20 protein-coding genes and 1 pseudogene are annotated in these 24,772 nt (G+C 49.6%); 5 read left to right on the forward strand and 16 right to left on the reverse strand.

Annotated features, from left to right (window positions below; all coding sequences use genetic code 11):
• Window positions 1-45 precede the first annotated feature (45 nt).
• The 4 genes from RIC19_RS24275 to RIC19_RS24290 all read right to left on the reverse strand — a co-directional run bounded on the left by RIC19_RS24275 (window position 46) and on the right by RIC19_RS24290 (window position 5,042).
• Complete coding sequence (locus RIC19_RS24275; RefSeq protein WP_350180984.1) at window positions 46-1,545, reverse strand: serine hydrolase domain-containing protein; 1,500 nt, start codon at window positions 1,543-1,545, stop codon at window positions 46-48.
• 39 nt (window positions 1,546-1,584) lie between these two features.
• A complete protein-coding gene (locus RIC19_RS24280; RefSeq protein ID WP_350180985.1) occupies window positions 1,585-2,472 on the reverse strand; it encodes a universal stress protein in 888 nt (295 codons plus the stop codon).
• A gap of 227 nt (window positions 2,473-2,699) precedes the next feature.
• The gene (glyA, locus tag RIC19_RS24285; RefSeq protein ID WP_502930856.1) at window positions 2,700-3,989 is read right to left on the reverse strand and encodes a serine hydroxymethyltransferase; all 1,290 of its coding nucleotides are present in this window, start codon (window positions 3,987-3,989) and stop codon (window positions 2,700-2,702) included.
• Window positions 3,990-4,124: 135 nt separating this feature from the next.
• Window positions 4,125-5,042, reverse strand: a complete 918-nt coding sequence (locus RIC19_RS24290) for an alpha/beta hydrolase (RefSeq protein WP_350180986.1) — start codon at window positions 5,040-5,042, stop codon at window positions 4,125-4,127.
• 289 nt (window positions 5,043-5,331) lie between these two features.
• Here RIC19_RS24290 and RIC19_RS24295 point away from each other — a divergent pair, with 289 nt between their 5' ends.
• Entirely contained in the window at window positions 5,332-6,999 is a 1,668-nt protein-coding gene (locus tag RIC19_RS24295) for a fibronectin type III domain-containing protein (RefSeq protein ID WP_350180987.1), read from the forward strand.
• A gap of 33 nt (window positions 7,000-7,032) precedes the next feature.
• Window positions 7,033-8,007, forward strand: coding sequence for a polyprenyl synthetase family protein (locus RIC19_RS24300; protein ID WP_350180988.1), 975 nt, complete (start codon window positions 7,033-7,035; stop codon window positions 8,005-8,007).
• Window positions 8,008-8,069: 62 nt separating this feature from the next.
• On the opposite strand, the gene RIC19_RS24305 is transcribed toward RIC19_RS24300, so the two are convergent.
• Window positions 8,070-9,344, reverse strand: a complete 1,275-nt coding sequence (locus RIC19_RS24305) for an aminotransferase class V-fold PLP-dependent enzyme (RefSeq protein ID WP_350180989.1) — start codon at window positions 9,342-9,344, stop codon at window positions 8,070-8,072.
• Window positions 9,345-9,485: 141 nt separating this feature from the next.
• Between RIC19_RS24305 and RIC19_RS24310 the strand changes: the two genes are divergently transcribed.
• On the forward strand, window positions 9,486-10,106 hold the full coding sequence (locus RIC19_RS24310; protein WP_350180990.1) for an HAD family hydrolase: 621 nt from the start codon (window positions 9,486-9,488) through the stop codon (window positions 10,104-10,106).
• A gap of 287 nt (window positions 10,107-10,393) precedes the next feature.
• The gene (locus tag RIC19_RS24315; protein ID WP_350180991.1) at window positions 10,394-13,519 is read left to right on the forward strand and encodes a WD40/YVTN/BNR-like repeat-containing protein; all 3,126 of its coding nucleotides are present in this window, start codon (window positions 10,394-10,396) and stop codon (window positions 13,517-13,519) included.
• Between the two features lie 97 nt (window positions 13,520-13,616).
• Here RIC19_RS24315 and RIC19_RS24320 read toward each other — a convergent pair whose 3' ends face one another.
• Entirely contained in the window at window positions 13,617-14,300 is a 684-nt protein-coding gene (locus RIC19_RS24320) for a thioredoxin family protein (protein ID WP_350180992.1), read from the reverse strand.
• Between the two features lie 10 nt (window positions 14,301-14,310).
• Window positions 14,311-14,907, reverse strand: a complete 597-nt coding sequence (locus RIC19_RS24325; RefSeq protein ID WP_350180993.1) for a TlpA disulfide reductase family protein — start codon at window positions 14,905-14,907, stop codon at window positions 14,311-14,313.
• A gap of 705 nt (window positions 14,908-15,612) precedes the next feature.
• Between RIC19_RS24325 and mscL the strand changes: the two genes are divergently transcribed.
• On the forward strand, window positions 15,613-16,026 hold the full coding sequence (gene mscL, locus RIC19_RS24330) for a large-conductance mechanosensitive channel protein MscL (RefSeq protein ID WP_282784439.1): 414 nt from the start codon (window positions 15,613-15,615) through the stop codon (window positions 16,024-16,026).
• A 94-nt stretch (window positions 16,027-16,120) separates the two neighbouring features.
• On the opposite strand, the gene RIC19_RS24335 is transcribed toward mscL, so the two are convergent.
• The 9 genes and pseudogenes from RIC19_RS24335 to RIC19_RS24375 form a co-directional block, all read right to left on the reverse strand.
• Window positions 16,121-17,980, reverse strand: coding sequence for a T9SS type B sorting domain-containing protein (locus RIC19_RS24335; protein ID WP_350180994.1), 1,860 nt, complete (start codon window positions 17,978-17,980; stop codon window positions 16,121-16,123).
• A 100-nt stretch (window positions 17,981-18,080) separates the two neighbouring features.
• Window positions 18,081-19,541 (reverse strand): T9SS type A sorting domain-containing protein, encoded by a 1,461-nt coding sequence (locus tag RIC19_RS24340; protein WP_350180995.1) that lies wholly within the window; start codon window positions 19,539-19,541, stop codon window positions 18,081-18,083.
• Between the two features lie 384 nt (window positions 19,542-19,925).
• Window positions 19,926-20,138: pseudogene (locus tag RIC19_RS24345) on the reverse strand (T9SS type A sorting domain-containing protein); the annotation flags it as partial.
• Window positions 20,139-20,149: 11 nt separating this feature from the next.
• Entirely contained in the window at window positions 20,150-20,533 is a 384-nt protein-coding gene (locus tag RIC19_RS24350; RefSeq protein ID WP_350180996.1) for a hypothetical protein, read from the reverse strand.
• Window positions 20,502-20,918: a hypothetical protein gene (locus RIC19_RS24355; RefSeq protein WP_350180997.1), complete on the reverse strand. Its 417-nt coding sequence runs from the start codon at window positions 20,916-20,918 to the stop codon at window positions 20,502-20,504. Before RIC19_RS24355 ends, RIC19_RS24350 begins: the two co-directional genes overlap by 32 nt.
• Window positions 20,893-20,985 (reverse strand): hypothetical protein, encoded by a 93-nt coding sequence (locus tag RIC19_RS24360; RefSeq protein ID WP_350181002.1) that lies wholly within the window; start codon window positions 20,983-20,985, stop codon window positions 20,893-20,895. Before RIC19_RS24360 ends, RIC19_RS24355 begins: the two co-directional genes overlap by 26 nt.
• Window positions 20,986-21,112: 127 nt before the next feature.
• A complete protein-coding gene (locus RIC19_RS24365) occupies window positions 21,113-21,616 on the reverse strand; it encodes a hypothetical protein (RefSeq protein WP_350180998.1) in 504 nt (167 codons plus the stop codon).
• Between the two features lies 1 nt (window position 21,617).
• On the reverse strand, window positions 21,618-22,169 hold the full coding sequence (locus tag RIC19_RS24370) for a hypothetical protein (protein WP_350180999.1): 552 nt from the start codon (window positions 22,167-22,169) through the stop codon (window positions 21,618-21,620).
• Window positions 22,163-24,664, reverse strand: a complete 2,502-nt coding sequence (locus tag RIC19_RS24375) for a hypothetical protein (protein ID WP_350181000.1) — start codon at window positions 24,662-24,664, stop codon at window positions 22,163-22,165. Before RIC19_RS24375 ends, RIC19_RS24370 begins: the two co-directional genes overlap by 7 nt.
• Window positions 24,665-24,772 lie beyond the last annotated feature (108 nt).

A 24,772-nucleotide genomic window follows, 5' to 3' on the forward strand; every position in this document is an offset into this window, starting at 1 on the left:
ACTTTGCTTCAACAAAGCAGTCGGTTGATGCCTCTTCCTGTGCGACTAGCGCCGCCGGCCTTCCAAGACTTGCAAATCGCGCCGGCCCAGCAATGCCTGATGCAAATGGCTCTTCATGACCAACCGGCCGCCTTCAAACTGAAAAGTATAAGTGATACGGGCAGGGGAATGAAAGAGGTAGACCCTTGCTTCATAGATATTTGGACTGGCCCACCCCCCGTTAGCTGCGACTTCGGGCTCCAGGTTTTCGGTATAAGGCAGGGCGTGGATCACTTCCCCTTTACGGTACGTCTTTTGCCCAAGCCACAGGGTGTCTGTACCGGCTGTGCGCTCAAATATAATATGGGGCGTTTCTTCCTGCAGATGAAAGCCCACGGATTCCAGGCTGGCGTTATTGGGTTTCATTTGGAAAACGCCATCGGTTATTCTCGCCTCAGCGGTACTTACTTCCTGCACCAATGGCAGCTTAAGATTGCTGAGCCGCTCCCGGAGCTTAGCTTCCTTTTCCGGTTGAGGGAACAAAGGCTCGGCCCGCATAGCAGGCAGAAGCACCTCCCACACAACCTGTAGTAGCCGATGCATGTCCGGTGTGCCGGAAGTAATGGCAATGATGGCATCCTGCTCCGGCATCACAATACAAAATTGCCCGCAGGCTCCATCACCCCGATAAGCGCCGTGCCGGCATTGCCAAAACTGAAACCCATACCCTTGCGCCCAGTCACTCTCCGGGTCGCTACCATTAGACACTTGCTTAGAGGTGGCTTGTTCCACCCACTCTCTGGCGAGCAGTTGCCGGCCTTCCCATTCGCCCTTTTGCAGATAAAACTGCCCGAGCCTGGCAATATCTTCGGTACGTATCTGTAGCCCCCATCCTCCGGTATTGACCCCATCGGGGCAGGTTTTCCAGTCTGGCTTTGGGATCCTCAAAGGCTGGAATAAGCGCTTGTCCAGGTAATCCACCAGCTTTTCACCCGTTGCCCGCTGTAAGATGGCTGAAAGCATGTAGGTGGCCATGCTATTGTACTTAAAGTGCGTACCGGGCAGAAAATCCAGGTCTGAGCCTAAAAACAACTGTGCCCAATCTTCCGTATTGGCATCAGGCCAGCGCTCTTCTGCATGGCCGGTATTCATGGTGAGGAGGTCGCGGATACGCATTTGATTCCAGTACCGGTCTGGCTCGCCAATCTTTTTATCAGGGAAAAAGGAGACCACCAGATCATCCAGGGACAGCAGCCCTTCCTGCACCGCAAAGCCAATAGCGGTAGAGGTAAAGCTTTTGCTCAATGAATGCATAATGTGGGGTGCTTCCCGCTCATAGGGTGCCCACCAGCCTTCCGCCACGGAGTAGCCGTGCCGTACCACCATAATGCTATGCACCACATCAAACTCCGCTTCCACCCGATCAATGAAGGACAGGATAGAATCCGTTACCACCCCTTGTGCTTCCGGCGCACTGCGGGGGAAGTAGGCCCGGGACTGCGCTGTAAGGGGTGCGTTGTATGTCCACAATAACAGAAAATAACAGCAAGCAAACCGAATCGCCATAGTCAGCAGGTTAAAACAGGTTATTTTAAAAAACACCATCTACCGTACAATCAGCAGGGGTTGCCCCTCCACGCCCTGCGCGATACGCTCGGTGACCGAACCAAACAGGAAGGTTTCAAACGGCGTATGCCCTTTGGCTCCCATTACCAATAGTACTTCTTTGTGGTCGCTGGCATAGCGCAGCACGTGCGCAGCCAGATTGTTGCGGCTGTTCTCCTGATAGACGTCCACGATATCATCATCCGCAATTCCATGCGCTTCGCGGAACTTGCCCGCTGCGAGGTGTGCCGATTCCTTCAGCATGCCCAGGTAGCCTCGGTCGGGAGCAGAGCGGTTGTAATACTGTCCGGGCGGCAGGTCTACAATATGCAAGCTGTGCACCGGTTGCCCTTTCATGGCCCGGCTGAGCTTAAGTGCTACCTTCAAAGCACGGGCTGCATTTTCAGAAAAATCATTAGGCACCACGAGGTTGGTGATTTCAGTACCTGCCCCATCTGGCACGAACAAGACAGCAGCGTGCACATTGCGGGCTACACGCTTGGCCGTAATACCGCTGCCCTCACTCAGGCGTTTTTTGCCCATAATGAGCAGGTCGACTTCTTTTATTTTGGTCCAGTGCAACAGTTTTTCATAAGGCTTGCCCTCCCGGACTTCTATCTCAATTTCCAGCTCCGGCGCTTCCCCAAACACTTCGCCTACCCGGGCCTGAATGGCAGATTTCACCCGTTCGTCTACCGGAGACTCCGGAGCAAACCGCTTTTGAAAATCTACCTCAGGGTGGGCGGGGTCTGTAAAGTCGGGCATGATGTGGAGGGCATATAGCTTTTGGATGCCCAAAGCCCGGTGGTGCCGCTTAATAAAGTGGAGCAACTGCAAATCCAGCTCGGACAAGTCGATCGCCATCAGGGCGCGTTTGAATGCTAGCATGATGTTGGTTTTTGATCAAGGTTGGTCTCCTAAAGATAAGGTGATACGCCTCAATTTCATAATGCCCTTTTCATTTTGCTGCCCACCATCTGAATGACATCGGCAGCAACCGGCTACTGCACACGCCTGCCCCCAAACGGAAAATGCCCGGCGTGGGCAAAGCCAGCCAGGCACTTCCGGGTTTAGCGTCTTAGGTATCCCATTGATATGGGGAAAAAGTGTTTGTTCTAGCTAACAGAGGCACCTGCCTCTTCGTATAAGGAGAATTGAGCCATAAAGGTATTGACTTCCTGCCGGATTTCCGCAATCAGGCTGTCGTTTTCCGAATGGGTGATGACGGTATCAATCCAACCCACCACCTTTTCGCAGTCGGCTTCCCTGAGTCCACGGGTGGTCACAGCTGCTGTACCTACTCTTATACCGGAAGTGACAAATGGCGACTGCGTGTCGAAAGGCACCATATTTTTATTAACGGTGATGTCTGCCGCTCCCAGTTTCTGCTCTGCCACCTTACCGGTCACGCCTTTAGAGCGCAGGTCAATCAGCATAAGGTGGTTATCGGTCCCGCCGGAGATCAGCTTATAGCCTTTCTCAACAAAGACCCGGGCCATAGCCTGTGCATTCTTCACGACCTGCTCCGTGTATGCTTTAAAGCCGGGCTGTAGCGCTTCGCCGAAAGCCACTGCTTTGGCAGCAATGATGTGCTCCAGTGGGCCGCCCTGCATGCCAGGAAAAACCCCACTGTTCAGGATGGCCGACATTTTGATCGGATTGCCCTTTTTCGTTGTACGGCCCCAGGGGTTGTCAAAGTTTTCGCCCATCATGATGATGCCACCGCGTGGCCCGCGCAGGGTTTTGTGGGTGGTAGAAGTCACAATGTGACAGTGGGGCATGGGATTATTGAGCAAACCAGTCGCAATCAGGCCAGCCGGGTGGGCAATATCAGCCAGCAGCAAGGCGCCTACATTATCCGCAATGGCACGGAAGCGTGCATAGTCCCAGTCGCGGCTGTAAGCCGAAGCACCACAGATGATCAGCTTAGGCTTTATTTCCAGGGCTTTGGCTTCTACTTTATCCATATCAATCAGGCCCGTGTCTTCTTCCACACCGTAGAAATGCGGGCGGTATACCTTACCGGAAAAGTTGACGGGAGAGCCGTGGGACAAATGGCCACCGTGCGCCAGGTCGAAACCCAGAATCGCATCACCGGGCTGTAGTATAGCCAGGAAGACTGCGGCATTGGCCTGCGCGCCGGAGTGGGGCTGCACGTTGGCATAAGCTGCTCCGAAGAGTTCCTTCAGCCGGTCGATAGCCAGTTGCTCGATCTCATCTACCACTTCGCAACCACCATAGTAGCGCTTGCCGGGATAGCCTTCCGCGTACTTATTGGTCAGTACGCTACCTGCCGCTTCCATCACCTGCGGGCTCGTAAAGTTTTCAGAGGCGATCAGCTCAATACCGTGCTGCTGACGGCGCAGCTCTTTGTCGATGAGGTTAAAAACGGTTGTATCTTTCATGATGTCGCTATACGGTTTTGAAAAACAGCGGGACGCCCGCTCTAGGATTCAGGTGCAAAGGTAAGCGCTTTGTAAATAAGATTAAAACAGGAGCCCGTTTTTGACCCTCTGCTGTTTTTCCAAGTCTTACGATGTCTAATCCTGGCAGAACACCTGTTCTTCGGGCGCATCAGCATTGCCCTTTTGAAAAATCAGGTGGTTCTGGAAGTGGGCACCGCTCAGGACCCGTTGGATAAAGTCTGAGACCCGCTCCTGCTCCTGGTAAAAAAAAGCGCCGGCAAACCCATGGCCCCCTCCGCAGAACGAGTGCAATTCAACATCAGCACCAATATCGCTGTAGCGCTCATAGATGGAATGAGAGCCAAAGAGCATAAGCCATCCGGTGGCATCTGTTTTACAGTAATGGTGGGCAGCGGTACCATATGGCACAAGCGGATCGACAGTGCCATGAAAAAGCATAGCCGGAATTGCCGTCTTTGGCGTTATCCCACTCATATCCATGATCGCACCGGCACCGCCAATCAAACCAGCATATTGAAAACGCCCGGGCAAAGGGTCACCATAAAGCTGCATAACCGACCGGTCCCAAAAGGCTGCATGAAGTACGGTCTCAGCCCCGGCACTGCTCCCGGCAATAAAAATTTTGGACGGATCGATACCATACTTATCCGCCTGCCCGGTCAAAAAAGCAGTGGCCTGCCAAAGCTGATTGGCCGCCAGGCGTATCGCCTGAATTTTTTCCGAAAGGATGCCGTCGCAGCTAAAGCTTTTGTCTTTCATGTAGAGGGTGTAGGTAATCGTTGCCGCTGCAATGCCCTTTTCCGAAAGGTAGGTACACAGCTTGTGCCCGCCGGCCCGGTCTCCACCTGAAAAGCCACCGCCGTGCACATAAATCAGTAAGGGTTTTAGCGCGGGCGAGGGGGTTTCCGGCAGGAACAGGTCAAGCTCCAGCGAAAAAGAATCCGTCTCAAAATAAGTAAGCGTGGAGTAACGCTGCTGGGCTTGTACCAGTAGCACCAGGCAAGTCAAAAGTAAGGTAAGTGGGTATCTCATGGCTGAATTTTAAATTACGATCCCGAAATGTAAGCCTTTAGTACCAGCCCTGCGAATGAATTCCGGTATGATTTACTTGCTGAACGGGCGGCAAGAGGGGCGGCAAAACTAACTTTTCGTGCCTCAACTGGCTTTTTTCATCGTCTCTCATCATTTTTTGCAACTGAAAACCGTTACAGCAGTATAAACAATAACGGTGCTGGCCGGATTTATTTCCGGGATTAGCCCAATGCCTATACCTTTGGCACATAATATACTGTTCCAGAGCGACTGAAAAAATCAACCATAGATGCGTGTACCCCATCATCTGCCTTACTTATTGCTACTGACTTTGGCGTTGTTCACGGCTACCGAGCTGATGGGGCTGACCGCCCGCTACCGTTGTATGTGGCGCGATGACCCTGCCACCACGATGGTTATTGGCTGGGATCAGGTCTCCGGCTCTAATCCGGTCCTTCATTTTGACGAAATCGACTACGGTGGGCAAGCCAATGCCTACCGTTACCGCAAAGCCCCGGACCGCTTCATCAGAGCAAAGGGCATGCAAAACCAATTTGTACGCCTGACTGGGCTGAAGCCGAATACGGTGTACTATTTTGTCATTCAGGACAGCGAAGGGATGAGCAAGCGTATGTCTTTTAAGACCGCGCCCAGCAGCCCGAATCAGCCTTTGTCCATCATCGCAGGGGGGGACTCCCGGAACAACCGGCAGGCGAGGGTGACCGCCAACCGCCTCGTCAGCAAACTGCGCCCTCACTTCGTTATTTTCAATGGGGACATGACCGGCGGGGACACCAACGAAAACTGGCGCGACTGGTTTGATGACTGGCAGGAAACCATCGGCAGTGATGGCCGGTTATTCCCAATCGTGGCCTCCCGGGGTAATCATGAGCGGGAAAATGCATCGATTACAGAGCTTTTCGACGTTCCGAGTATTGACGTGTATTATGCGCTTACCTTCGGTGGAGACCTTTTCCGCCTCTATACCCTCAACTCCATGATCGCACCCGCCGGCAGTCAGGCCATCTGGCTGGAAGGGGATTTGGATGCCAATCAGCAGGTGACCTGGAAAATGGCGCAGTACCACCACGGTATGCGGCCCCATACGCAGCGAAAGCCCGAAAAAGATGAGCTCTACAACAACTGGGCCCGACTTTTCTACAGCTATGAAGTAGATTTGGTCCTGGAGTCTGATGCACACGTAGTCAAAACCACCTACCCTATCCGGCCATTCCGTGGGGCAGGCAGCGATCAGGGCTTCATCAGGGACGATGAACGTGGAACCGTATACATTGGGGAAGGCTGCTGGGGCGCACCACTCAGGGATGCCGATGATGCTAAGCAATGGACACGTGCACATGGGAAATTCAATCAATTCAAGTGGATATTCGTTATGCCGGACCGGATAGAGGTCCGAACGGTGAAAACAGATGAATCTCTAAATGTGGCGGAGGTGAGCCATAACAACCTCTTCGAAATCCCTCTCGGGCTGAACATCTGGACGCCCCCCACAGGAGATGTAGTCTACATTCAAAATGACAAGATGGCTCAAACTTCCCGTCAACCGGTACGGGATGCCGTACGCGAACGTATTCAGGACCGGCAGGAAGAGCGGCTGGCAGACAATAACCCTACTCCGCCCGAAACCGTTGCTCCACCACCACCTGCCCAAACAGAGCCTTCTGACCCCAATGACTGGTCGCCCTACACCAAGGTGATGCCCGATGCGCAAAACTTTATTACTGTAAAGTTTACCATGCCCAGGCCCGGTCCGGTTGCTGCACAGCTTATCGATAGAGAATACGCTATCCGTGACCGCTTCAATATTCCTGCGGAGAAGCCTGGTGAACGCGTTAAGAAATTTCCGATTAATGCCACTCTGCCGAAAGGAGAGTATTTACTCATCATTAGGAGCGGTAAGGAGGTACTCCGGAAATATCAGGTGGTCAAACGATGAAGTTTTGTAGTTTTGGGCAGTAAAACCAAGTCCATGGCCACATCCTTAGAAGCGATAAAACAACCGATTGAAGAAGAGCTGAACCACTTTGAAGTGCGCTTCCGGGAAGCCATGCGCAGCCCGGTTTCCCTACTCGACAAAATCACCTACTACATCGTTCGCCGAAAGGGTAAGCAGGTCAGGCCTATGTTTGTCTTCCTATCCGCCAAAGTGTGCGGCATAGTGGGCGACTCCACCTATCACGCGGCGTCTCTCGTAGAACTGCTGCATACCGCAACGCTTGTCCACGATGATGTGGTGGACGACTCCTTTGAACGCCGGGGCTTCTTTTCCGTCAATGCACTTTGGAAAAACAAAATCGCCGTCCTCGTCGGGGACTATTTTCTTTCTCAGGGGCTGCTGCTTGCCCTGAAGAACAAAGAATACCGCCTGCTGGAAATCGTCTCCAACGCCGTCAAAGCCATGAGCGAGGGCGAGCTGCTGCAGATTGAGAAAGCCCGCCGACTGGATATCAAAGAAGAGATTTACTACGATATCATCCGGCAAAAGACTGCTTCCCTCATCGCGGCAGCCTGTAGCGCAGGAGCCTCATCCACCACTCAGGATGACGAACAGATCGAAACCATGCGCCTCTTTGGCGAAAAAATTGGTATTGCTTTCCAAATCCGCGACGATCTCTTCGATTATGGCACCGATGATGTGGGCAAACCCCTGGGCATTGACATCAAGGAAAAGAAGATGACGCTGCCCCTTATTTATGCGCTGGACCAGGCGCCCAAAAAGGACCGCAAGCACATCATTAGTACCATTAAACGCTACAGTGACCAACCGGAAAAGGTAAAAGAGGTCGTCGACTTCGTGCGCCAAAGTGGTGGCCTGGATTATGCAAAAGAAGCTATGCTACAATACAGGAAGGAGGCGTTCCAACTGCTACATGCCTTCCCGGAAACGCCCTCCCGCCAATCCCTGGAAGACCTGGTCACCTTTGTCACAGAGCGCAAACGATAAAAAGGCACGAGCCTTTCCAACAAAGGTCAGCGGCCCTACAACGGGCAATTCGCATCAAATTGCTAATTTGTCTTCACATATTCCCTGATGGACAATACCAAACGGTCTAGGTCCTCAGTGAGCGTGTACACATTAGGAGTAATGCGCAAGCCGTTGATACCTTCCCATTTTATGGCCACGGTGTGAATTTTGTGTTCCCGAAACAGGTAATCATGAAAATCTAAAGCATCCTTACCTTCAAAACCTACATTTGCAATCGCACCTGCCAGATCAGGGTTCTCAGGGGTGTAGCTGCGAAAGCCCGGCAGATCGCGAACCTGGTCTAACCAATACGTACGCAGATACTTCAGCCGGCTCTCTTTACGGGCGCTACCGATTAGTTTATGAAATTGCACCGCCTGGCCTATAGCTTGCTCAATGGCAAAAGACCGGGTCCCCAGGTGCTCAAACTTCCGGATGTCGCCACTATCGGGCTCCGGAGCAGCAAACAGTGGGTAAATACCGGCGATTTTGGATTTGCGCACGTACAGCAGGCCGCTACCGAAGGGGGCACACAACCACTTATGCAAACTGGTGCCCAGGTAATCGCACTGCAATTCTTCTACCTTGAAATCCAGATGCACAAAGGAATGAGCCGCATCCACGATCACTTCAATGCCTTGTGCATGGGCCTGCTCTGCAATAAGCCGTACGGGTAATACCTGACCGTTCCAATTGATCATATGCGTTAGGTGGACCACCCGGGTCTTATCGGAAAACTGTTCAATGTAACGCTGGGCTATAGCCGCTTCTTCCTCCATCGGTAGATCCAGGTCTACCCATTTAAGCACAATACCGTCCCGGCGGGCCCGCTGTTTCCAGGCATTCATCATATTCGGATAATCGTACCTGCTGAGCACGACTTCATCACCCGGCTTCAACTGCAGCCCGAAAATCACCGTTTCCAGCGCTTCAGAAGCATTACGGTTGATGGCAACTTCTTCCGGGCTGCTGCCCAGCAGGTCTGCGAGTTGGGCACGCAGAGGCTCCCGGCCATTGTCCAGTATCCGCCACATGTAGTAAGAAGGCGCTTCATTACTCAGGCGGTTGTAACGCTCTACAGCCTCCTGCACCACTCTTGGGGAGGGGCTCACGCCGCCGTTATTGAGGTTCAAAATTGTAGGTGAAACGGTATAGGCCTGCTGGATCAGCCGCCAAAAGTCTTCACTTTGGGTAGTTGGCTGATGGGCAATGGCCCGGAGCAGTGCTTTCCCGGTATCCGTTTGAAAAAAAGGCAGGGTAACCAAAGTGCCTGCTACTGTGCCCATGTGGGAAAAGAACCGTCTTCTGGATTGCATAGCCTACCGGAGTTTGCCAGTAAGATAGAAAAAAAGCAGGATTCATGAATTCTGACCTGGCAGACCATAAATCCACGCACTCTAAACATCTTCTATGGCAGGAGTGGCGAATATCTCTATCTTTGTAAGCAAAGCTAATTTATGAAGTCTTCACCAATTGATACGGTCATTTTCGACCTTGGCGGCGTTCTTATTGACTGGAACCCCCGGCATTTGTTCAGAAAGCTCTTTGATGAAGCGGATGAGATGGAATACTTTCTCGAATCCGTTTGCACAGGCGACTGGAATGAACAGCAGGATGCGGGCCGGCCGTTCGCAGAAGCGGTTGCAGAAAAAGTGGCTGAACACCCGAAGTACGAACCCCAGATCAGGGCCTTTTTTGACCGTTGGGCAGAAATGCTGGGCGGGCCGATAGAAGGGACGGTCTCTATCCTGGAGGAAATCCATCAGGCGCAGCAATTCCGGCTTTTGGCGCTGACCAACTGGAGCCATGAAACCTGGCCTATTGCCTGGGAACGCTACGGTTTTCTTCGCCATTTTGAAGACATTCTCGTTTCCGGCCGGGAGCAACTAAAAAAGCCCGACCCCAGGATCTACCACCTGCTTCTGGAACGCAACGCAATCAAGCCTGACCAAGCACTTTTCATTGACGACAGCCACCGGAATGTGAAAGCCGCACGCGGGGAAGGCATACACAGCATACACTTCACCAACCCCACTGCACTGCGCACCACCCTGCGCCATTTTGAGGTTATCCGGTAAGTTAGTGCAACATTTTCAGGTACTTATACGTAATAGGTAGTCATAGCGGCAAGCTTTAAAGTGGAAAACACATTATTAATGACTTCTATGCTTATATTTAGCCGCAAACACTAGGAAAAGCTGTATACCCTCAGCCTTCCAGACAACACAACATACTTTGAGCCGGTAGTACTCAATACACGGGAGAAAAACTGCGTACTACCGAAAAAACACATACGGTGAGAAAACGATCTACGGGAAAGCGTGCCCTTACCCCCCATAGTCCTTTCATAACTAAAGGTATAGGTATGAAACAATACTTGGTATGGGCAGCACTGATTTTCCTAACCACACCAATCTTCGCACAGCCCCAGCAGCTCGTACAGCAAAAGCTTTTGGAGGGCTTATCCTGGCGCAACATTGGCCCCTACAGAGGAGGGCGCTGTGTTGCTGTAGCCGGCGTGCCCAGTTATCCTTTGCGGTTCTACATGGGCACCACAGGAGGCGGTGTCTGGAAAACAGAGGACGCCGGACAGAGCTGGGACAATTGCTCGGATGGCTTCTTCCAGACAGGCTCAATCGGCGCTATTGCCGTTGCGCCTTCCGACCATAATACCCTTTATGTAGGTACCGGTGAGCATCCGGTCAGGGGTGTCATGACAAGTGCCGGAGACGGCGTCTATAAATCACAGGACGGCGGACGCACCTGGCAGTACCTTGGCCTGAAATACGCCCGCCATATTTCTGCAATCTCGGTTCATCCGCGTTACCCCAATATCGTTTATGTTGCCGTACAGGGAGCCGTGCATGGGCCTTCTGACACCCGGGGGGTTTACCGGAGTATGGATGGAGGTATGTCCTGGCAAAAAACACTATTCATCAACGAAACAACGGGAGCTTCCAGCCTGAGTATAGACCCTTCCAACCCACGGATTCTTTACGCCGGCATGTGGGACCACCTGCGCTCGCCCTGGAACATCCGCAGCGGAGGGGAAGGCTCCGGCCTTTACCGGTCAACCGACGGCGGACTGAATTGGGAAAAACTTGGCGAAGGCCTGCCCGCTGAAATGGGCAAGGTGGGCGTTTGTGTCGCGCCGTCCAACCCGGCTAAAGTCTACGCCGTAATCGAAGCGCAGAACGGTGGCGTGTACCGCTCGGAAGACCGGGGAGAAAGCTGGAAGCTGGTCAACAATCAGCGGGTCACTGTAGCCCGGGCGTGGTATTATACCAAAATTGAAGTGGACCCCTCAGACGAAGAAACGGTATATGTCCTTAATGCGCCGCTGCTGAAGTCCAATAACGGCGGTAAAGATTTCACCAATATTGCTAATCCGCATACTGACCAACATTCGCTATGGATCAACCCGCGCAATCCGGAGATCATGGTGTTGGGCAACGATGGCGGGGCGACCGTCACACTGAACGGCGGAAAAACCTGGTCCGCACAAAGCAATCAGCCTACCGCACAGCTTTACCGCATTGCAACAGACAACCGCTTCCCCTACTACATCTATGGCGGGCAACAAGACAATTCCACTCTTGCCATTCCCAGTCAGACGGCAGATGCGGGCATTTCGGCGCGGCACTGGTATCCGGTAGCAGGCGGAGAGAGCGCTTTTATTGCCCTGGACCCCGACAACCCAAGAAGGGTCTACGGAGGTAGCTATCAGGGCAACCTCTCAGTTTACGATCAGGAAACAAAGCTAACCAACGACATCATGGCCTACCCGGCCCTGCGCCTTGGCAAAGCGCCCAAAGACATGAAATACCGGTTTAACTGGAATGCCCCACTACTGATACAGCCTCAAAACCCAAATGTGCTACTGCACGGTGCCCATGTAGTATTGCGCAGCGAGGATGGCGGGTTTTCCTGGGAAGAAATCAGCCCCGACCTCACGCGCAATGAACCGGAAAAACAAGGGCAGGGCGGTGGCCCCTACACCAACGAGGGAGCAGGAGGAGAAAACTACAACACCATCAGCTATCTGGCTGGCTCTCCGCATCAGTCCGGAACCATCTGGGCCGGCAGCGATGACGGCTTAGTGCACCTGACCACCAATGATGGCAAATCCTGGAAAAATGTAACGCCCCCCAACCTGGGCGAAGCTTACATCAACTGTATTGAAGTTTCCCCCCATGCCCCTTCGAGGGTCTATGTGGTGGCGATGAAGTATAAGTTCAACAACTTTGAGCCTCTGGTCTACCGTTCTGAAGACCAGGGAGAAAACTGGGTCAAAATCACAAGAGGTATTGACGCAGAGCACTTTTTCCGGGTCGTACGTGAAGACCCTGTAAGCCCCGGGCTCCTTTATGGCGGCAGCGAGCGGGGCTTTTATATTTCCTTCAACGACGGGCAGCGGTGGCAGCCGTTTCAGCTGAACCTGCCCGTTTGCCCAATCACCGATTTAAAGGTGCAGGGCGATGATCTAATCGCGGCCACCTCCGGGCGTTCCTTTTGGATACTCGACGGGCTCTCGCCCCTGCGGCAACTTGATGAGAATATTATTCAGCAGGCCTATTTGTTTGAACCGGAGCCGGCAGTCCGTTACCTGGCTGATCTTCCGGATGAGCCCGTATATGGCTTGGGGGAAAACCCTCCCAACGGCTTACAGATTGCCTACTACCTGCCGGAAGCGCTGGACAGCTTTAGGCTACAGTTGGAGATACTCGATGCTTTTGGGAATACACTCCGTACTTTTGTCAACGAAAAAGAAGAAGACACCTCCACCTACGAGGGTGGGCCTAAACCAGCACCCTATCTCCCTGCCTGTCGGGGCCTGAATGCTTTTTACTGGGATCTTCGCCGGGAACCTATGCCGGGTGTGCCCAATGTTTTCATCCTTGGAGACTACAAGGGCAGCCTTGTCCTACCCGGACAATACAAAATTCATCTGACTACACCCTATGGCGTACTGAAAACAGAAGCCGTACTCCTGGCAGACCCCCGTTTGGAAGCCCCTCCGGAAGCTTACCTGGCACAACAGGAACTCCTGCTCAATATCGAATCCGCTGTTCGCGAAATTCACCAGTCGGTCCAACACATGCGTAATGTAAAACGACAGGTGGAGCAACTTTATGCCAACCTGAAACAAATTGACTGCACGCAGGAAATCCTGGATGCCGGTGAAAATATCATTCAATGTATCACCGCCTGGGAGGGCAACCTGATTCAGCCCCAGCAGGAAACACAGCAGGATGTCATCAATTACCCCAATCGCCTGAGCGCAGAACTGATGGACCTCAAAGCACGTATCGATCACCCCAACCCGATAGTGACCAAGGGCGCTTTGCTCCGGCTGGAGCACCTCTTACAGCAATGGGCAGGTATAAAAAAGGAAATGCGGAAAATCACCAAAGAGGATATTTCCGCATTCAATCAACTTTACAAAACTTATCAGATACCAGCTATAATGCTCCCTTTAGGGGTGGAATAAAGCCCCGTCGTACCGGGCACTGACCGCCCAGTGTAGCGGCAATTGACCTCAATGCTAAAAAGGCTTGCTGAAATCAGCGTATCCTTTTTGACGCAGATTAAGCTTTGATGCCGCAACCCACAGCCTTAGTTACTGGCGGATGAGGCGTCTCATTGTTCATCAGAGCATTAATGGCATTTTCCAGAAACTTTTCCTCTACACCTTCTGGATCGCGCACACTGTCATCGATGGCACCGTGGTACTTGACGTAGCGGTCGCTATCCAACAGAAACACCTCAGGCGTTTTAGTAGCACCATAAACGGGGTATACTTCCTGCCCTTCGTCAAAGAGATAAACGAAAGGGTAGTCCATTTCCTCTGCCCGTTCCTGCATCGCCTCAAAGCTATCTCCCGGCTGAATGACCGGGTCGTTGGGCTGAATGGCCACCACCGGGTACCCCTGTGGGGCATACTTATTGTGCAGGTCAATAATACGCTGCTCGCTCGCTACGGCAAAAGGGCAGGTATTGCAGGTGAAGATGACGGCATAGCCTTTGGGGGCATTTCCATTTGCATCCTTGATATCAGCGAGGCTGTAGGTTTTACCGTCTACATTCTTTAGTTCAAAATCCGGCGCTTGTTCGCCTACTGCAATGCCCTCGGCACGCTGAGCTACAGTTTTGACCTTAGCTTTGGGCTCCGTCGTTTCGGCTTTGGCTATTTGCTCTTGGGCTTCTTCAGCAGTATTGCTGCAGCCTACCAGAATAAGCCCCAAAAAAAGGGCGGTTAACAGGTGTTTCATAGTCGATGTGTTATGGTTGATAAATGGTGTTCAATGCTTGTTCCAGTTCTTCCAGGCTGTGCACCGCCTCCCCTACGAAGTGGCGGTTGGTGCCTTTATAAATCAATGTAGCCGGTATGGCGCCGGTCCATTCCGGGGATACGCGGTCAATCCAGTCATTGTATTTCCCGTCCAGTAGCACGGCCACCAATGGCTTGATATTCCTTTCCTCAACGAAAGGGACGAGGCGGGATTGCAGCTGTGCCGGAAAATCCAGGCTAACCAGCAATATCCGAACGGGCTGACGGGCATACTTCTCACTCATTTCAATAAAATAAGGGAGCTCCTGTACACAAGGCTTGCACCAAGTAGCCCAAAAATTGACCACATAGGTCGTATCGTTGTTTTGGGCCAGCAACGGCGCTATATTATCAAACTTCGGATAGACCGGAATACCAGACAAGGTACTGTCTGCCACCGGGTAGCTTACTGAAAAGGCTGCTGTCTGCTGACCTGAGTGGCGGTCTCCCGCCCCCTGATCTTCTGCAGCACCACATCCTGCAATCAACATAAAAGCTGCAAAAAGCATGGAGATTTTCATGGTATAGGCACTTTCGTACTTGATCATAAGCAGAACTATTTAGAACGGAAAGGGTTGAGTCCTCTGCATAACGAAAAAAGGGTGCTGACTAATACAGCACCCTCTCTAAATAGTAATTAGTATGAAATCGCTTGGTTCTCTTATGCTTAAAATGTGCGCTTGACGCCGACTGCTCCTTATCTTATTACCGTACAGCTACCGGTCAGAGCCGACAGCGCCAAGCACATTATTAACAACAGGAAAATTTTTCATAGCCATTAATTCGGGGTGATCAATAAACCATAACATTGATGATTTAGTACCACAGGACGCGTTTCGTGAGCCCAAACGAAAGCCACCTTTTCAGCAAAACTAGCTTTTTTGATAGCTTTACTATAAAGACAAAGCAAACCGAGCTTAGTTCGCAGAAAAGCTACTTTTTTTGATGGCAATAAAATGGCTGACCATTCTTCCGGGAGATGCTTTGAAAAAAGAGATATAGTATTACTATCAGGGAAAGAGGAGGCAAAAAAAGCGGGCAGCAGGATTCCGGGGGGAAGCGCTACTGCCCTTGTGTTTCAACGTGCACGGCTAAAGTAAGGATAAATGTAGTACAGCGCAAGTGCAGGCTTTATTTATTCGCTCCTGCCAAAGTCAAGGAAAAGGTAGAAAAATACCGTTTCTCCCGTTTTAGCGATCAACTATTTGAGATTCTGTCGTATTTTTCAGGCCTTAAACCAAACACAATAAACAATGCTAAAAGAATTCAAGGCCTTCATCATGAAAGGCAACGTACTGGAACTGGCCGTAGCCGTAATTATTGCGGGTGCATTCGGAGCCATTGTCAAGTCGCTCACGGCTGATGTCATTATGCCACCGATTGGCCTCGCGCTGGGCGGGGTAGACTTCTCCAGCCTCGCTATCGTGCTTCAGGAGGGCGTGTCCAATGACGCAGGCGAGCTCGTGCAGGAGGAGGTTGCCATCCGCTATGGTATTTTTATACAGCGGATTCTGGACTTTGTAATTATCGCCTTCATTGTTTTCATGATCATCCGGTCTTACAACCGCCTGACGGAAAAGAAAGAGGCAGAGGAAGCTCCGCCCGCGCCTAAGGGGCCTTCGCAGGAAGAACTGTTGGCTGAAATCCGGGACTTGCTTAAGAAGTAAAGAGGGCGGGTAGGCGGGTAGGAGGAAGGCACTTCAGAAGTGCTTTCCTCCTCCTTCTCATATACCGTTCCAAAATTATTGAAATATACATTAGCTACCTCAATAGCATCACACCTCCGGAGACCTTTTTTACCAGACCATCGCGAACATCACGGTACAACAACTGATAAGTATAAAGCCCTGCAGTGGCTGGCTCCCCTCCGGAAATGCCATCCCAACGTGCAGCAATACCTTCACCTTTATATAGCAAACCGCCCCAGCGGTCATAAACTTCTAACCTAAGGGTTTCATGATAAGGCCCCAGCGGCTCAAAAAAGTCATTGCGCCCGTCATCATTGGGGGAGAAAGCCGTAGGCAAATAGATGTTATCCGGGACTTCAACTTCCACGAAATAGCGGCAAGTCACCGCACAATTGCCGCCATTGCTTACCAAAAGCTGCAAAGTATCGTTGCCAATCGCCTCCAGCTCCGGGTCAGGGCAATTGCGGCAGGAAAGCGGGTAGCTGGACTGCCAGGCGTAGAATTGCCCATCGGCGCAGGGCGACAAGCGCAGACGCTCTCCAAACTGCAAGCGGTAGGGCACTGGAGCAGTAGTGGAAGCTTCCGGCTGAGGCAAGACCACGATGGTGTCCACAGCTGTGAGGGTATCAAGTGCAGTGCCTACCTGCAGGCTGATTTCGTATTGGCCAGGCTCGTCAAAACAAACTTCCTGCGGCTCCAGCCCGCTTGCCTGCGCAGGCGCCGCCGACTCGAATGACCAGAATGCCAGCCCGATATCCAAGTTCGTGCCGGTGTATTCTACAGTGGCGCACTGTCCGCTACAAATGGTATCCTGAGATAAAGAAAAACTTGGGTCCGGCTGCTCGAAAACTTCCACCTCGTAGGTGCAGCTTTGGGCGCACTGCCCCGCGTTCAAAACTTGCACCGTATACGCCACATCCTCCTGCGGCGTAGCCAGGGGGTTGGGGCAATCGGTGCAGCTCAGCCCCTGAGTAGGTTGCCATTGGTAGGTATCGCCCTCGGCGCAAGCCTCCAGTTGTACGGTGGTGCCCGTAGTAAGCTGTAGTTGCTGCAAAGTATCAGCGGTGAGCGTGGGCTGCGGCACTACCGTCACAGCCCCTTCCAGCAACAGGGTGTCTTGGCCGGCGCAGTGGGCCATGACTACCTCTATGTCGAATACGCCGGGCTCGTCGTAGCAGATTTGCTGGGGCGCGATCTCCTGAGAAACACTTGGGGAAGCGCCGGCAAACTGCCAGTTGTAGTCTCCGCCTATACGGTTGGCGATGTTGATGCAGCTCCCCGCGCATATCGTGGCATCAAAATTGAGTAGGTGCTCGAAGCTGAACTTAAACACCCCAACATCGTCAAAGTAGGAATAATTGGATTTCTCAATGGCAGTATTGGGGTCCCAAATAAAATCGGTCTCCTGATCGGCATTGAAATTGCCCAGGGTGATGTAGCGCTCGCCCCCCTGCGCCGTGAAGCAGCCTGAAATTTTGGTATACTGCGTCGTATCGGTGATGATGTCTCCCACGTACTCGATAGTCGGCTCCATGTTAAGTACGCCATCTGCGGGCAGCATAGAATCGATAGGCTCAAGAGTTACGATCATTTCATATTTATTGATGAAGCCTCGATCAGAATCAGGCAGGATATGAAATTCAGCGTAATAAAAACTGTCTTTTTCAAGAGGCTCTGATAACTGACCGTGCAAATAATCGTGAGCCGAAAAATTATTGGTAACGATGTTGTAAAGATAGGCCGCCGTAAACCCATTCCCGGTTCTTGGGAATGCTCCTAGGTCGGTGTATCCACACTCGTTCAGGTATTCCGGGCTGCCAAAGTAAAAAGTCCAATCCAACAAGTACCCCGAGAAAAAATCTGCTCCTGTTGGGCAATTTTCATATTCTTCAAAGCCCGGATTAATAACCAGATTCTGTTGGGCGTTTGTCAATATCGGTGTTAGAAGAAATAAGTAATGTAGGCACCTTTTCATAGCTGGACTGGTACAATGGGCAGGGCGACAGATAACTTACCGCCACCCTGCAATTTAATTATTCTATAATCACCTTACGGCTGATCCGCTGCTGTCCATTGGAAATGGATAGCAAGTATAATCCGGGGGGATAAGCTGATACATCAATCTCGTAACGGTTGAAGCCTTCAACCGCTTGGACATCTTCAATATTTTGCAGCACCTGCCCGGTACTGTTCAATAACGTAAGCTCTATTTGGGCATCTTCTGTCTGGCTGACTTGTACATTCAAGGTAGAAGCGGCAGGGACCGGAAAGGCTTCCGCATGTAAAGCAATAGGATAATCTGTGCTCGATGGCCCATTTCCAGTTTGAAGGCAAAAGCTACAGTTCTGATAGATGTTGAAGTAACTGAACTGTTCAAGAGGGCCACATTCGGAATCAGCGATTAGCGTCACTTTGTAGCATTTTCCCGCAGTGTTACCCGCATCTGTATTATCGTCAAAATAGCCGAATGTTTCCTGACCGGGAGGACCAATGAGCAAACTATTGAACCTTAGACCTGTCTCAACAAAATCGCCATCAAAGATTTCGTCGTAGAGTAAAACTATAGTAGTTCCATCATCGCAGTTCACTTCCTCTATGATAAGCCGATACTCATCTATTTTGTCAACTTCAGTATCATCCGTAATCGTAATCTCTACACTAGACTGTCCGGCAGCGACACCGGGCAATTCTTCAAATCTCGGCACTTCACCGTCAAAGAGATCGTCATTGCCCGGAACAGAGGAATTCTGATTATCAATTATTGAAGTATTGGGTCCGTTCGGAGGAGCAGTAAATACAAAATCAAAATCCAGCCCCTCCTGCACACGGACAAAAAACGCTTGAGTATTGGTTAAGGATTCTGGGCCAGGTTGGCAAGCACGATTGCAACAAAACTGTTCCACTTCAATTAGTACAAGTAAACCTTCACCCGGAATATCTTCAATTTGACCCAGGACTTGGCTGAGGTCAACGCCAGTGCCGCAGGGTGGAATCCCTACCCCAAATCGGCCCCCTATGGTTATGCATGGAGACTCGGCAAGCAGGCCAAGTTTTTCACCGGCCAGGTTAGTCTGGTAAGCTCTCCCCCGGAAACAGTAGGTTATATTTCCGTTGCCATCATATTTCTCCTTAAAGGCTTCATTTATATCAATACAACTTTCCTGATTTGTACAAACGACTAATGGGGTTGAACTGGAGTTAAACACAGAAACCGGAGCTCCATTTACTTCTACCTCCCAATCTCCAGGCAGGAGCTCAAAATCGATATTTGATTGATTGCCTTGAGCTGCCCGAAAAAAGTAAGAGCCGGGTACTGTAGGCCCCTCTGGGTCGCTGACGGTTACAATCCATCTGTCGTAGCCGAAAAGAAAGGCCGAAAAGTTTCCATTTGCATCTGTTGTTTCATAAAAGGCACCAGGAGGCACTCCAAATGATCTACCTAAGAAACGAACTTCAACCCCCTCTAATGGGGTCGCCTGAACAATAATCAACAACTTGCCCCTGGTAAAAGACCGATTGTCCGAATAGGGGGGCAATAAAAGCCCCCATCGTAAAGTAGAATAAAACGCCTACACTTACGCTTTGAATGTTTCGCTTAAATTGCATAATTTAAACTTTTGATATTAATAATGTGGCTGATGCGTCAATAGAAGCACTACCGATGCTCGACGCATCAGCCTTTTAGTACCAGACTAAATGTACATTCGAACAGCCTTTTTACACCCGAGATAAAAGAGATAAAAGAGGCGCTTCGAAAATTTCACAACATTAAGTTAAGGCTTTTTTTTGAAACCAGCAATGTTGGGCACAAAAAATCATTCCTCTGCCAAATATTTACATTAAAATGCTCGAAAACAATGCAGTTGTCTGCCTCCACTCTACTGCCGGATAAACCGCTCTACCTCCAAACAGACACCATTCTGGCTCAATACCACAAAATAGAGCCCCGGCGGAAAATCCTCCAGCGGTAGGCGCAGGTGATCAGCCTGAACGACCTGCTCCTGGATGACTTGCCCTACGCCATTGACCAGCGTCACCGTTTTCTCCCCTTCCAATACTATGTCCAGCGTAATATATTGATGGGCAGGGTTGGGATATAGTTTTAATAAATCGGGCTGTAGCCCGGTTGGCCCACTTTCTCCGGATCTTCGTAAATATTGATGCCCAGGGTATCAACCCGGTGCAGGTGCACGCCGCTGCTGTCTACCCGATAAGTATGATAGATATTGGACTGATGCTGGCCAAAAACCAGCCACCAACCAGCATTATCGGCGGTTTTGGTTATTCCAAAGCCCGCATTGTAGGCATCCGTTAGCACGGTCCCTTTGGATGTGACAGCACCCAACCCTTCATTCGCGGACATATCAATAACAGAATAATAAATATCCCTTGGAAAAAGGCAGCAAACGGGCGGCGTACGCAGAGAATCATACCGCTGATGGAAGTATAAATACTCATTCTCCCTGCCCGGATAGCGTATTGACAAACCCTGACATTGGAGATATATACGGACCAGGGTGACTAATGTCCCACCAATAACCAGGGTTAATATTATCCCCACCTTCCATTACCTGACCTTCCACATTGAAGATATGCCGGCCCTGAGAATAGTAGAGTACGTTTTCGCCTGTACTATCGGACATGATATGGCCATAGAGTTCCATATTTACACTTCGTAAATCCGGAGTCGCCAGGGGTGGAGCGTAGTTAAAGTCTATTCGTCCACCGTGAAAATCTGGCTGATCAGGTGAATTGCTCCAGCCATAAAACCAAATATGGTCATGCTTTTGGCCTGCCCCCTCGCTAGGGAGGAAGCAGATCAAAAGCATTGACCATAGTAAGAGGTTATTGAAGGATAACCTTCTGTACATAGCGTTCGTTGTTTTGGTTGATTAGTTCAACAAAGTAGATCCCAGGTGCCTCACCGTTTAGGTTGATTGTCTGTTGAGGGCTTTCAGGACTACTTTTGTCTTGAAATCAGCGTTGAAATTTCTTCTGCTCATGATAGCTAATTTAAGGGTTTTTATAAATCAAGCTACCTGTCTAGTTTTTGGGGAAACTCCACCTATTGCTTCTCCCGCAACTTCTCAATAATATACGCTTCATGCTGATTAAAATAAAGCATCCGGTAATCCCTGCCGATGTAGATATCCTCTACCCGCTCCTCTTCATCGAAGAAAAAGACCAGACCTGGGTAGTTCAGCCCGGTGATCTGATAGGTTTTATAACAATCTTCCTCCATGCAGTAATTGAAAAGGTTTACGCCTTTGCTCCGCAATACCGTTTCGTAATTAGGAGAACCGAATAAGTCCCGAATAAACTGCTTACTTGCTCCTAAAAGACAACCGCCGCCGAAGGGGTACAGGAAATCTCCCTGACGGTACCGCTCAAATATCCGCTCCTCCTCTCTAAACTGATACCAGCCACCTTCCGTGCGCTGCCACTCCGCCTTGATAAAATCGTAATACGGCTGGCAGGCATCGCTGACAGGTTGCCTCTGTTCCGGAAAGGAGGAGCAAGCTGACACTACAAAAAAACCGATCAAGAAAACAAGGTTTTTGCTCTGCATACTACCGTTTTTGTTTTCCTTGCTTTCGCTGAGGCAAAATTTGCTCATAGTAATAATTTCTATAAGAACCCGCCAGAGCCTTTTTATACCGATCATTTTCATCAAAAATCATCCACAAAGGAGATAATCCATAGACGTCTTCTTCCTTTAAACAGTAATCTGTCCTGCAATACACAAAAGAATTAATCCCCAGGCTCTCCACAACAACTTCCCTACTCGGTTGTCCAAACAGTTTCCTGATAAAATCTTTATGTTTCTCCATAAGACAGGAGGATAAATGAGGATAGCGGAAATCGCCTTCATCGTACTTCTCGTAAATCTTATCCAAATCCCGGTAATCGTAGAAACCTCCCTCCGTCTGGTACCACTGCATACGAATAAAGTCATAAAACTCCTCACACTCATCGCTTACAGCGGTTTCTGAAGCCGGGACCGGCTTGCTGGCGCAGGCGGCTACAAAGAGAAAAAGAAACAGGACACCAACTTGGTTTGTAATCCACTGCATTGCCGTTTGATTAAAATTTAAATTTTGAAATCCTGTAAGCATTACCATTGCGTATAAACAAATTTGCCGGTTAGGTATTCCGAGCTTGAAAGATTGGTTAAACTAAAGAAATAGATGCCGCTGCTCTTCAACGGATCTAAAGAAACCCTTATTTGTTCCCGGCTATCATACCAATCAAAAGTGGATGAAAAAACCTGCTGGCCAGTGGCCGTGTAAACCGTTAGCAGGTATGAGCCACTTTTATTGTGGGCTATTTGCTTGAAAACTATTTCTTTACCGTCTATGTAATGCTCAAATTCTAAATCGGAGGCTTCTGCTTCTTTTTGCTGATTGATTACATTTCCGCACAAACCCATTATATCCACAGGCACCACACCGTTTGGACAAATAGAATTATCAGTAACTTCTTTGGTAGCTTTTAAAATAAATTCCGCTCCTGCTTTATCTTCAGGCGCAAAGCTGGTTTGGACAGCTCCCAAAGCCGAGCCGCTACCTCTGTACATCATTTTGTTGTTTTCTCTCGTATGCCTCAGCAGATGAGCGTGCCCCAATTCGTGCAGTAGAGTAGAGTAAAAATCGAGTTGATTTGGTGACGGACTAGGTGGAGAGGATAAATTGGCATAATGCCATCCTCCGGTAGCATTGGGGTTGGCATTGATCAAATTGGCACTTTGCCGGAAAACGATGTCGGTTTCAAGCTGAAGGGTTGGATTAGAGACAAGTTGGCAGTTTTCACGCCTATCAGTATTATTTGTTATCTCCAAAATTGTTCTAGCACTCAAATCTGTAAATTCTCCCTGGAATTCCGATTCTGAACCAAAATATATCAGATTTACACCATCATTATTGCCAACAGTATTTGGGGTACTAGCAGCTGCCGGAGCTAAAACCCAATTAATGCCTGCTTGAGCATTCCAATCACATAAACTTTGCTCGATAATTAGACGGATGTCGGCTGCCGGAGTCATATTGCTAGACATGGTAAAGACGAGTTGTCCGTTTGCATTACCATCTCCTCTCGTACCATCTCCCAAATAAACAGGAAATGATTCAATAGCACTTGTTCTGAAATTTTCTACTGAGTAATCAACTCGAACAGGATCACTGCTGGTAACCATCATGGGAGATGTGCCTGCCAACACAACGGAAAAGGTGCCTGTGCCGGCTGTATGTTCATCTCCGGAAGCCTCCGCAGATGGCACAGTGGTTTCTATTTTTTGTTCAGACCATGATATTATATCCGTAGCGCTGGTTTCCACTTTATTATTGCTTAACAGGCTACCGTCTGCATCAAAAAATTCTATTCTCCCTTTAACAGTTCCAAAGTCAGTACCTTCGATGGTCAATACTTCCCCGGTTCCGGCGGTTATATGTTCAGGCTTACTGGGGTCCTCCCCAAAAAAACCAGTAATCATAGGAGGGTTAAATAAATTGACCGGGTCGCTGGTATCTATCCGGTCGAAATTTACATATCTCTTCGTTTTACCATCGTAGTAACTACTCTTCTGCGCCATAGAAAAGTCATCGAAAGAAAAGCTTATTAACTCCTGCAAGTTCTCTATGTCTATTTGAACATTTACAAATTCTTCCCATAGAGGCGAGATAGCGTATAGTGATAAAGGCTGTGGAGAAGAGCTGACGGAGAGCCTTATTGTATTAGCGGTATAATCCTCAAGAGACAGCGCGTAGACTGAATCCATAAGCACAGCGCCCTTCGTGACCTGAATATGCTCTTGCTGAGCAATATTCGTCCCAAAAACAGCAGTGTCATACTGAAGGAATACCTCCGATGATGCTAGCCTAACGCCGGTTGTATTTGTACGTGTGAAAACATCAAAAGCTATTTTTGACGAGCCTACTGTATGAATGTTTTCAAAACTAAATTCAATGATAACGCTATTTTGAAAAGACATCGTCAAATTACTCTCCAGCCAATCTTCAATCTGCTGTTCAAATCCATTGCCGTGATAATGTACTGTAGGGTCATTGCTAGTTTCTTCTATAACTTTTATTATGTCTCTGCTGTAGTTAGAATACACGGTTTTATTATCATATGCTTGATACCCATTTTTACCAAACTCGTAGTAAACGACCCCACTTTGACCGTTGAGCATCAATAAATCATTAGTGGCGTTCTCTGAGCTGCTAAAATATTTGCAAAAAAACAGACCTTCTTCTCCGATAGAAAATTTAATGCCGTGTGGCAAGTAATGCATTATACTATCTACTGATCCACCATGAGTAACTACTTCAATTACTTCCGGCGCTCCGCCTTTAAATGATTTGGATACGAAAATCTTATTGGCTGTATAAATCCTGGTGCCACTGGAATTCCAAAAACTGTGTTTTTCTATAACCTTTCCTTCAAAGACCATATCTGCATTTTCAACTCTTGTTGCAATATCCTGACTCAGGAGTTGACTAAAAAAACTACAGCATAATATTATGAAGAGCGAAGAGCGAAGAGCGAAATTTTCATAACTTATACTTTTGAATAAAGATATAACAATCAATAGTCCGTGGGGAAAATGACGCATAGCCATAAAAAAAGGGGAAAGTTGTAATTTGGGAGTTCCTACACACTCAAACCAACTTTGCCCCTATGAGCGTCAAAGCACTCACGGAACAAATATTACGAAAAATTTTTACAA

Origin of the sequence: Phaeodactylibacter sp. (assembly GCF_040219495.1) — a bacterium.
GTDB lineage: Bacteria > Bacteroidota > Bacteroidia > Chitinophagales > Saprospiraceae > Phaeodactylibacter.

Excerpts from the sequence above, each read along its gene's own strand:
- RIC19_RS24300 (WP_350180988.1), top strand. The coding sequence starts at position 7,033 with ATGGCCACATCCTTAGAAGCGATAAAACAACCGATTGAAGAAGAGCTG.
- RIC19_RS24290 (WP_350180986.1), bottom strand. The coding sequence starts at position 5,042 with ATGAGATACCCACTTACCTTACTTTTGACTTGCCTGGTGCTACTGGTA.
- RIC19_RS24310 (WP_350180990.1), top strand. The coding sequence starts at position 9,486 with ATGAAGTCTTCACCAATTGATACGGTCATTTTCGACCTTGGCGGCGTT.
- RIC19_RS24295 (WP_350180987.1), top strand. The coding sequence starts at position 5,332 with ATGCGTGTACCCCATCATCTGCCTTACTTATTGCTACTGACTTTGGCG.
- RIC19_RS24375 (WP_350181000.1), bottom strand. The coding sequence starts at position 24,664 with ATGGCTATGCGTCATTTTCCCCACGGACTATTGATTGTTATATCTTTA.
- RIC19_RS24275 (WP_350180984.1), bottom strand. The coding sequence starts at position 1,545 with ATGGCGATTCGGTTTGCTTGCTGTTATTTTCTGTTATTGTGGACATAC.
- RIC19_RS24325 (WP_350180993.1), bottom strand. The coding sequence starts at position 14,907 with ATGATCAAGTACGAAAGTGCCTATACCATGAAAATCTCCATGCTTTTT.
- RIC19_RS24280 (WP_350180985.1), bottom strand. The coding sequence starts at position 2,472 with ATGCTAGCATTCAAACGCGCCCTGATGGCGATCGACTTGTCCGAGCTG.
- mscL (WP_282784439.1), top strand. The coding sequence starts at position 15,613 with ATGCTAAAAGAATTCAAGGCCTTCATCATGAAAGGCAACGTACTGGAA.
- RIC19_RS24315 (WP_350180991.1), top strand. The coding sequence starts at position 10,394 with ATGAAACAATACTTGGTATGGGCAGCACTGATTTTCCTAACCACACCA.
- glyA (WP_502930856.1), bottom strand. The coding sequence starts at position 3,989 with ATGAAAGATACAACCGTTTTTAACCTCATCGACAAAGAGCTGCGCCGT.
- RIC19_RS24320 (WP_350180992.1), bottom strand. The coding sequence starts at position 14,300 with ATGAAACACCTGTTAACCGCCCTTTTTTTGGGGCTTATTCTGGTAGGC.
- RIC19_RS24365 (WP_350180998.1), bottom strand. The coding sequence starts at position 21,616 with ATGCAGAGCAAAAACCTTGTTTTCTTGATCGGTTTTTTTGTAGTGTCA.
- RIC19_RS24370 (WP_350180999.1), bottom strand. The coding sequence starts at position 22,169 with ATGGTAATGCTTACAGGATTTCAAAATTTAAATTTTAATCAAACGGCA.
- RIC19_RS24305 (WP_350180989.1), bottom strand. The coding sequence starts at position 9,344 with ATGCAATCCAGAAGACGGTTCTTTTCCCACATGGGCACAGTAGCAGGC.
- RIC19_RS24355 (WP_350180997.1), bottom strand. The coding sequence starts at position 20,918 with ATGTACAGAAGGTTATCCTTCAATAACCTCTTACTATGGTCAATGCTT.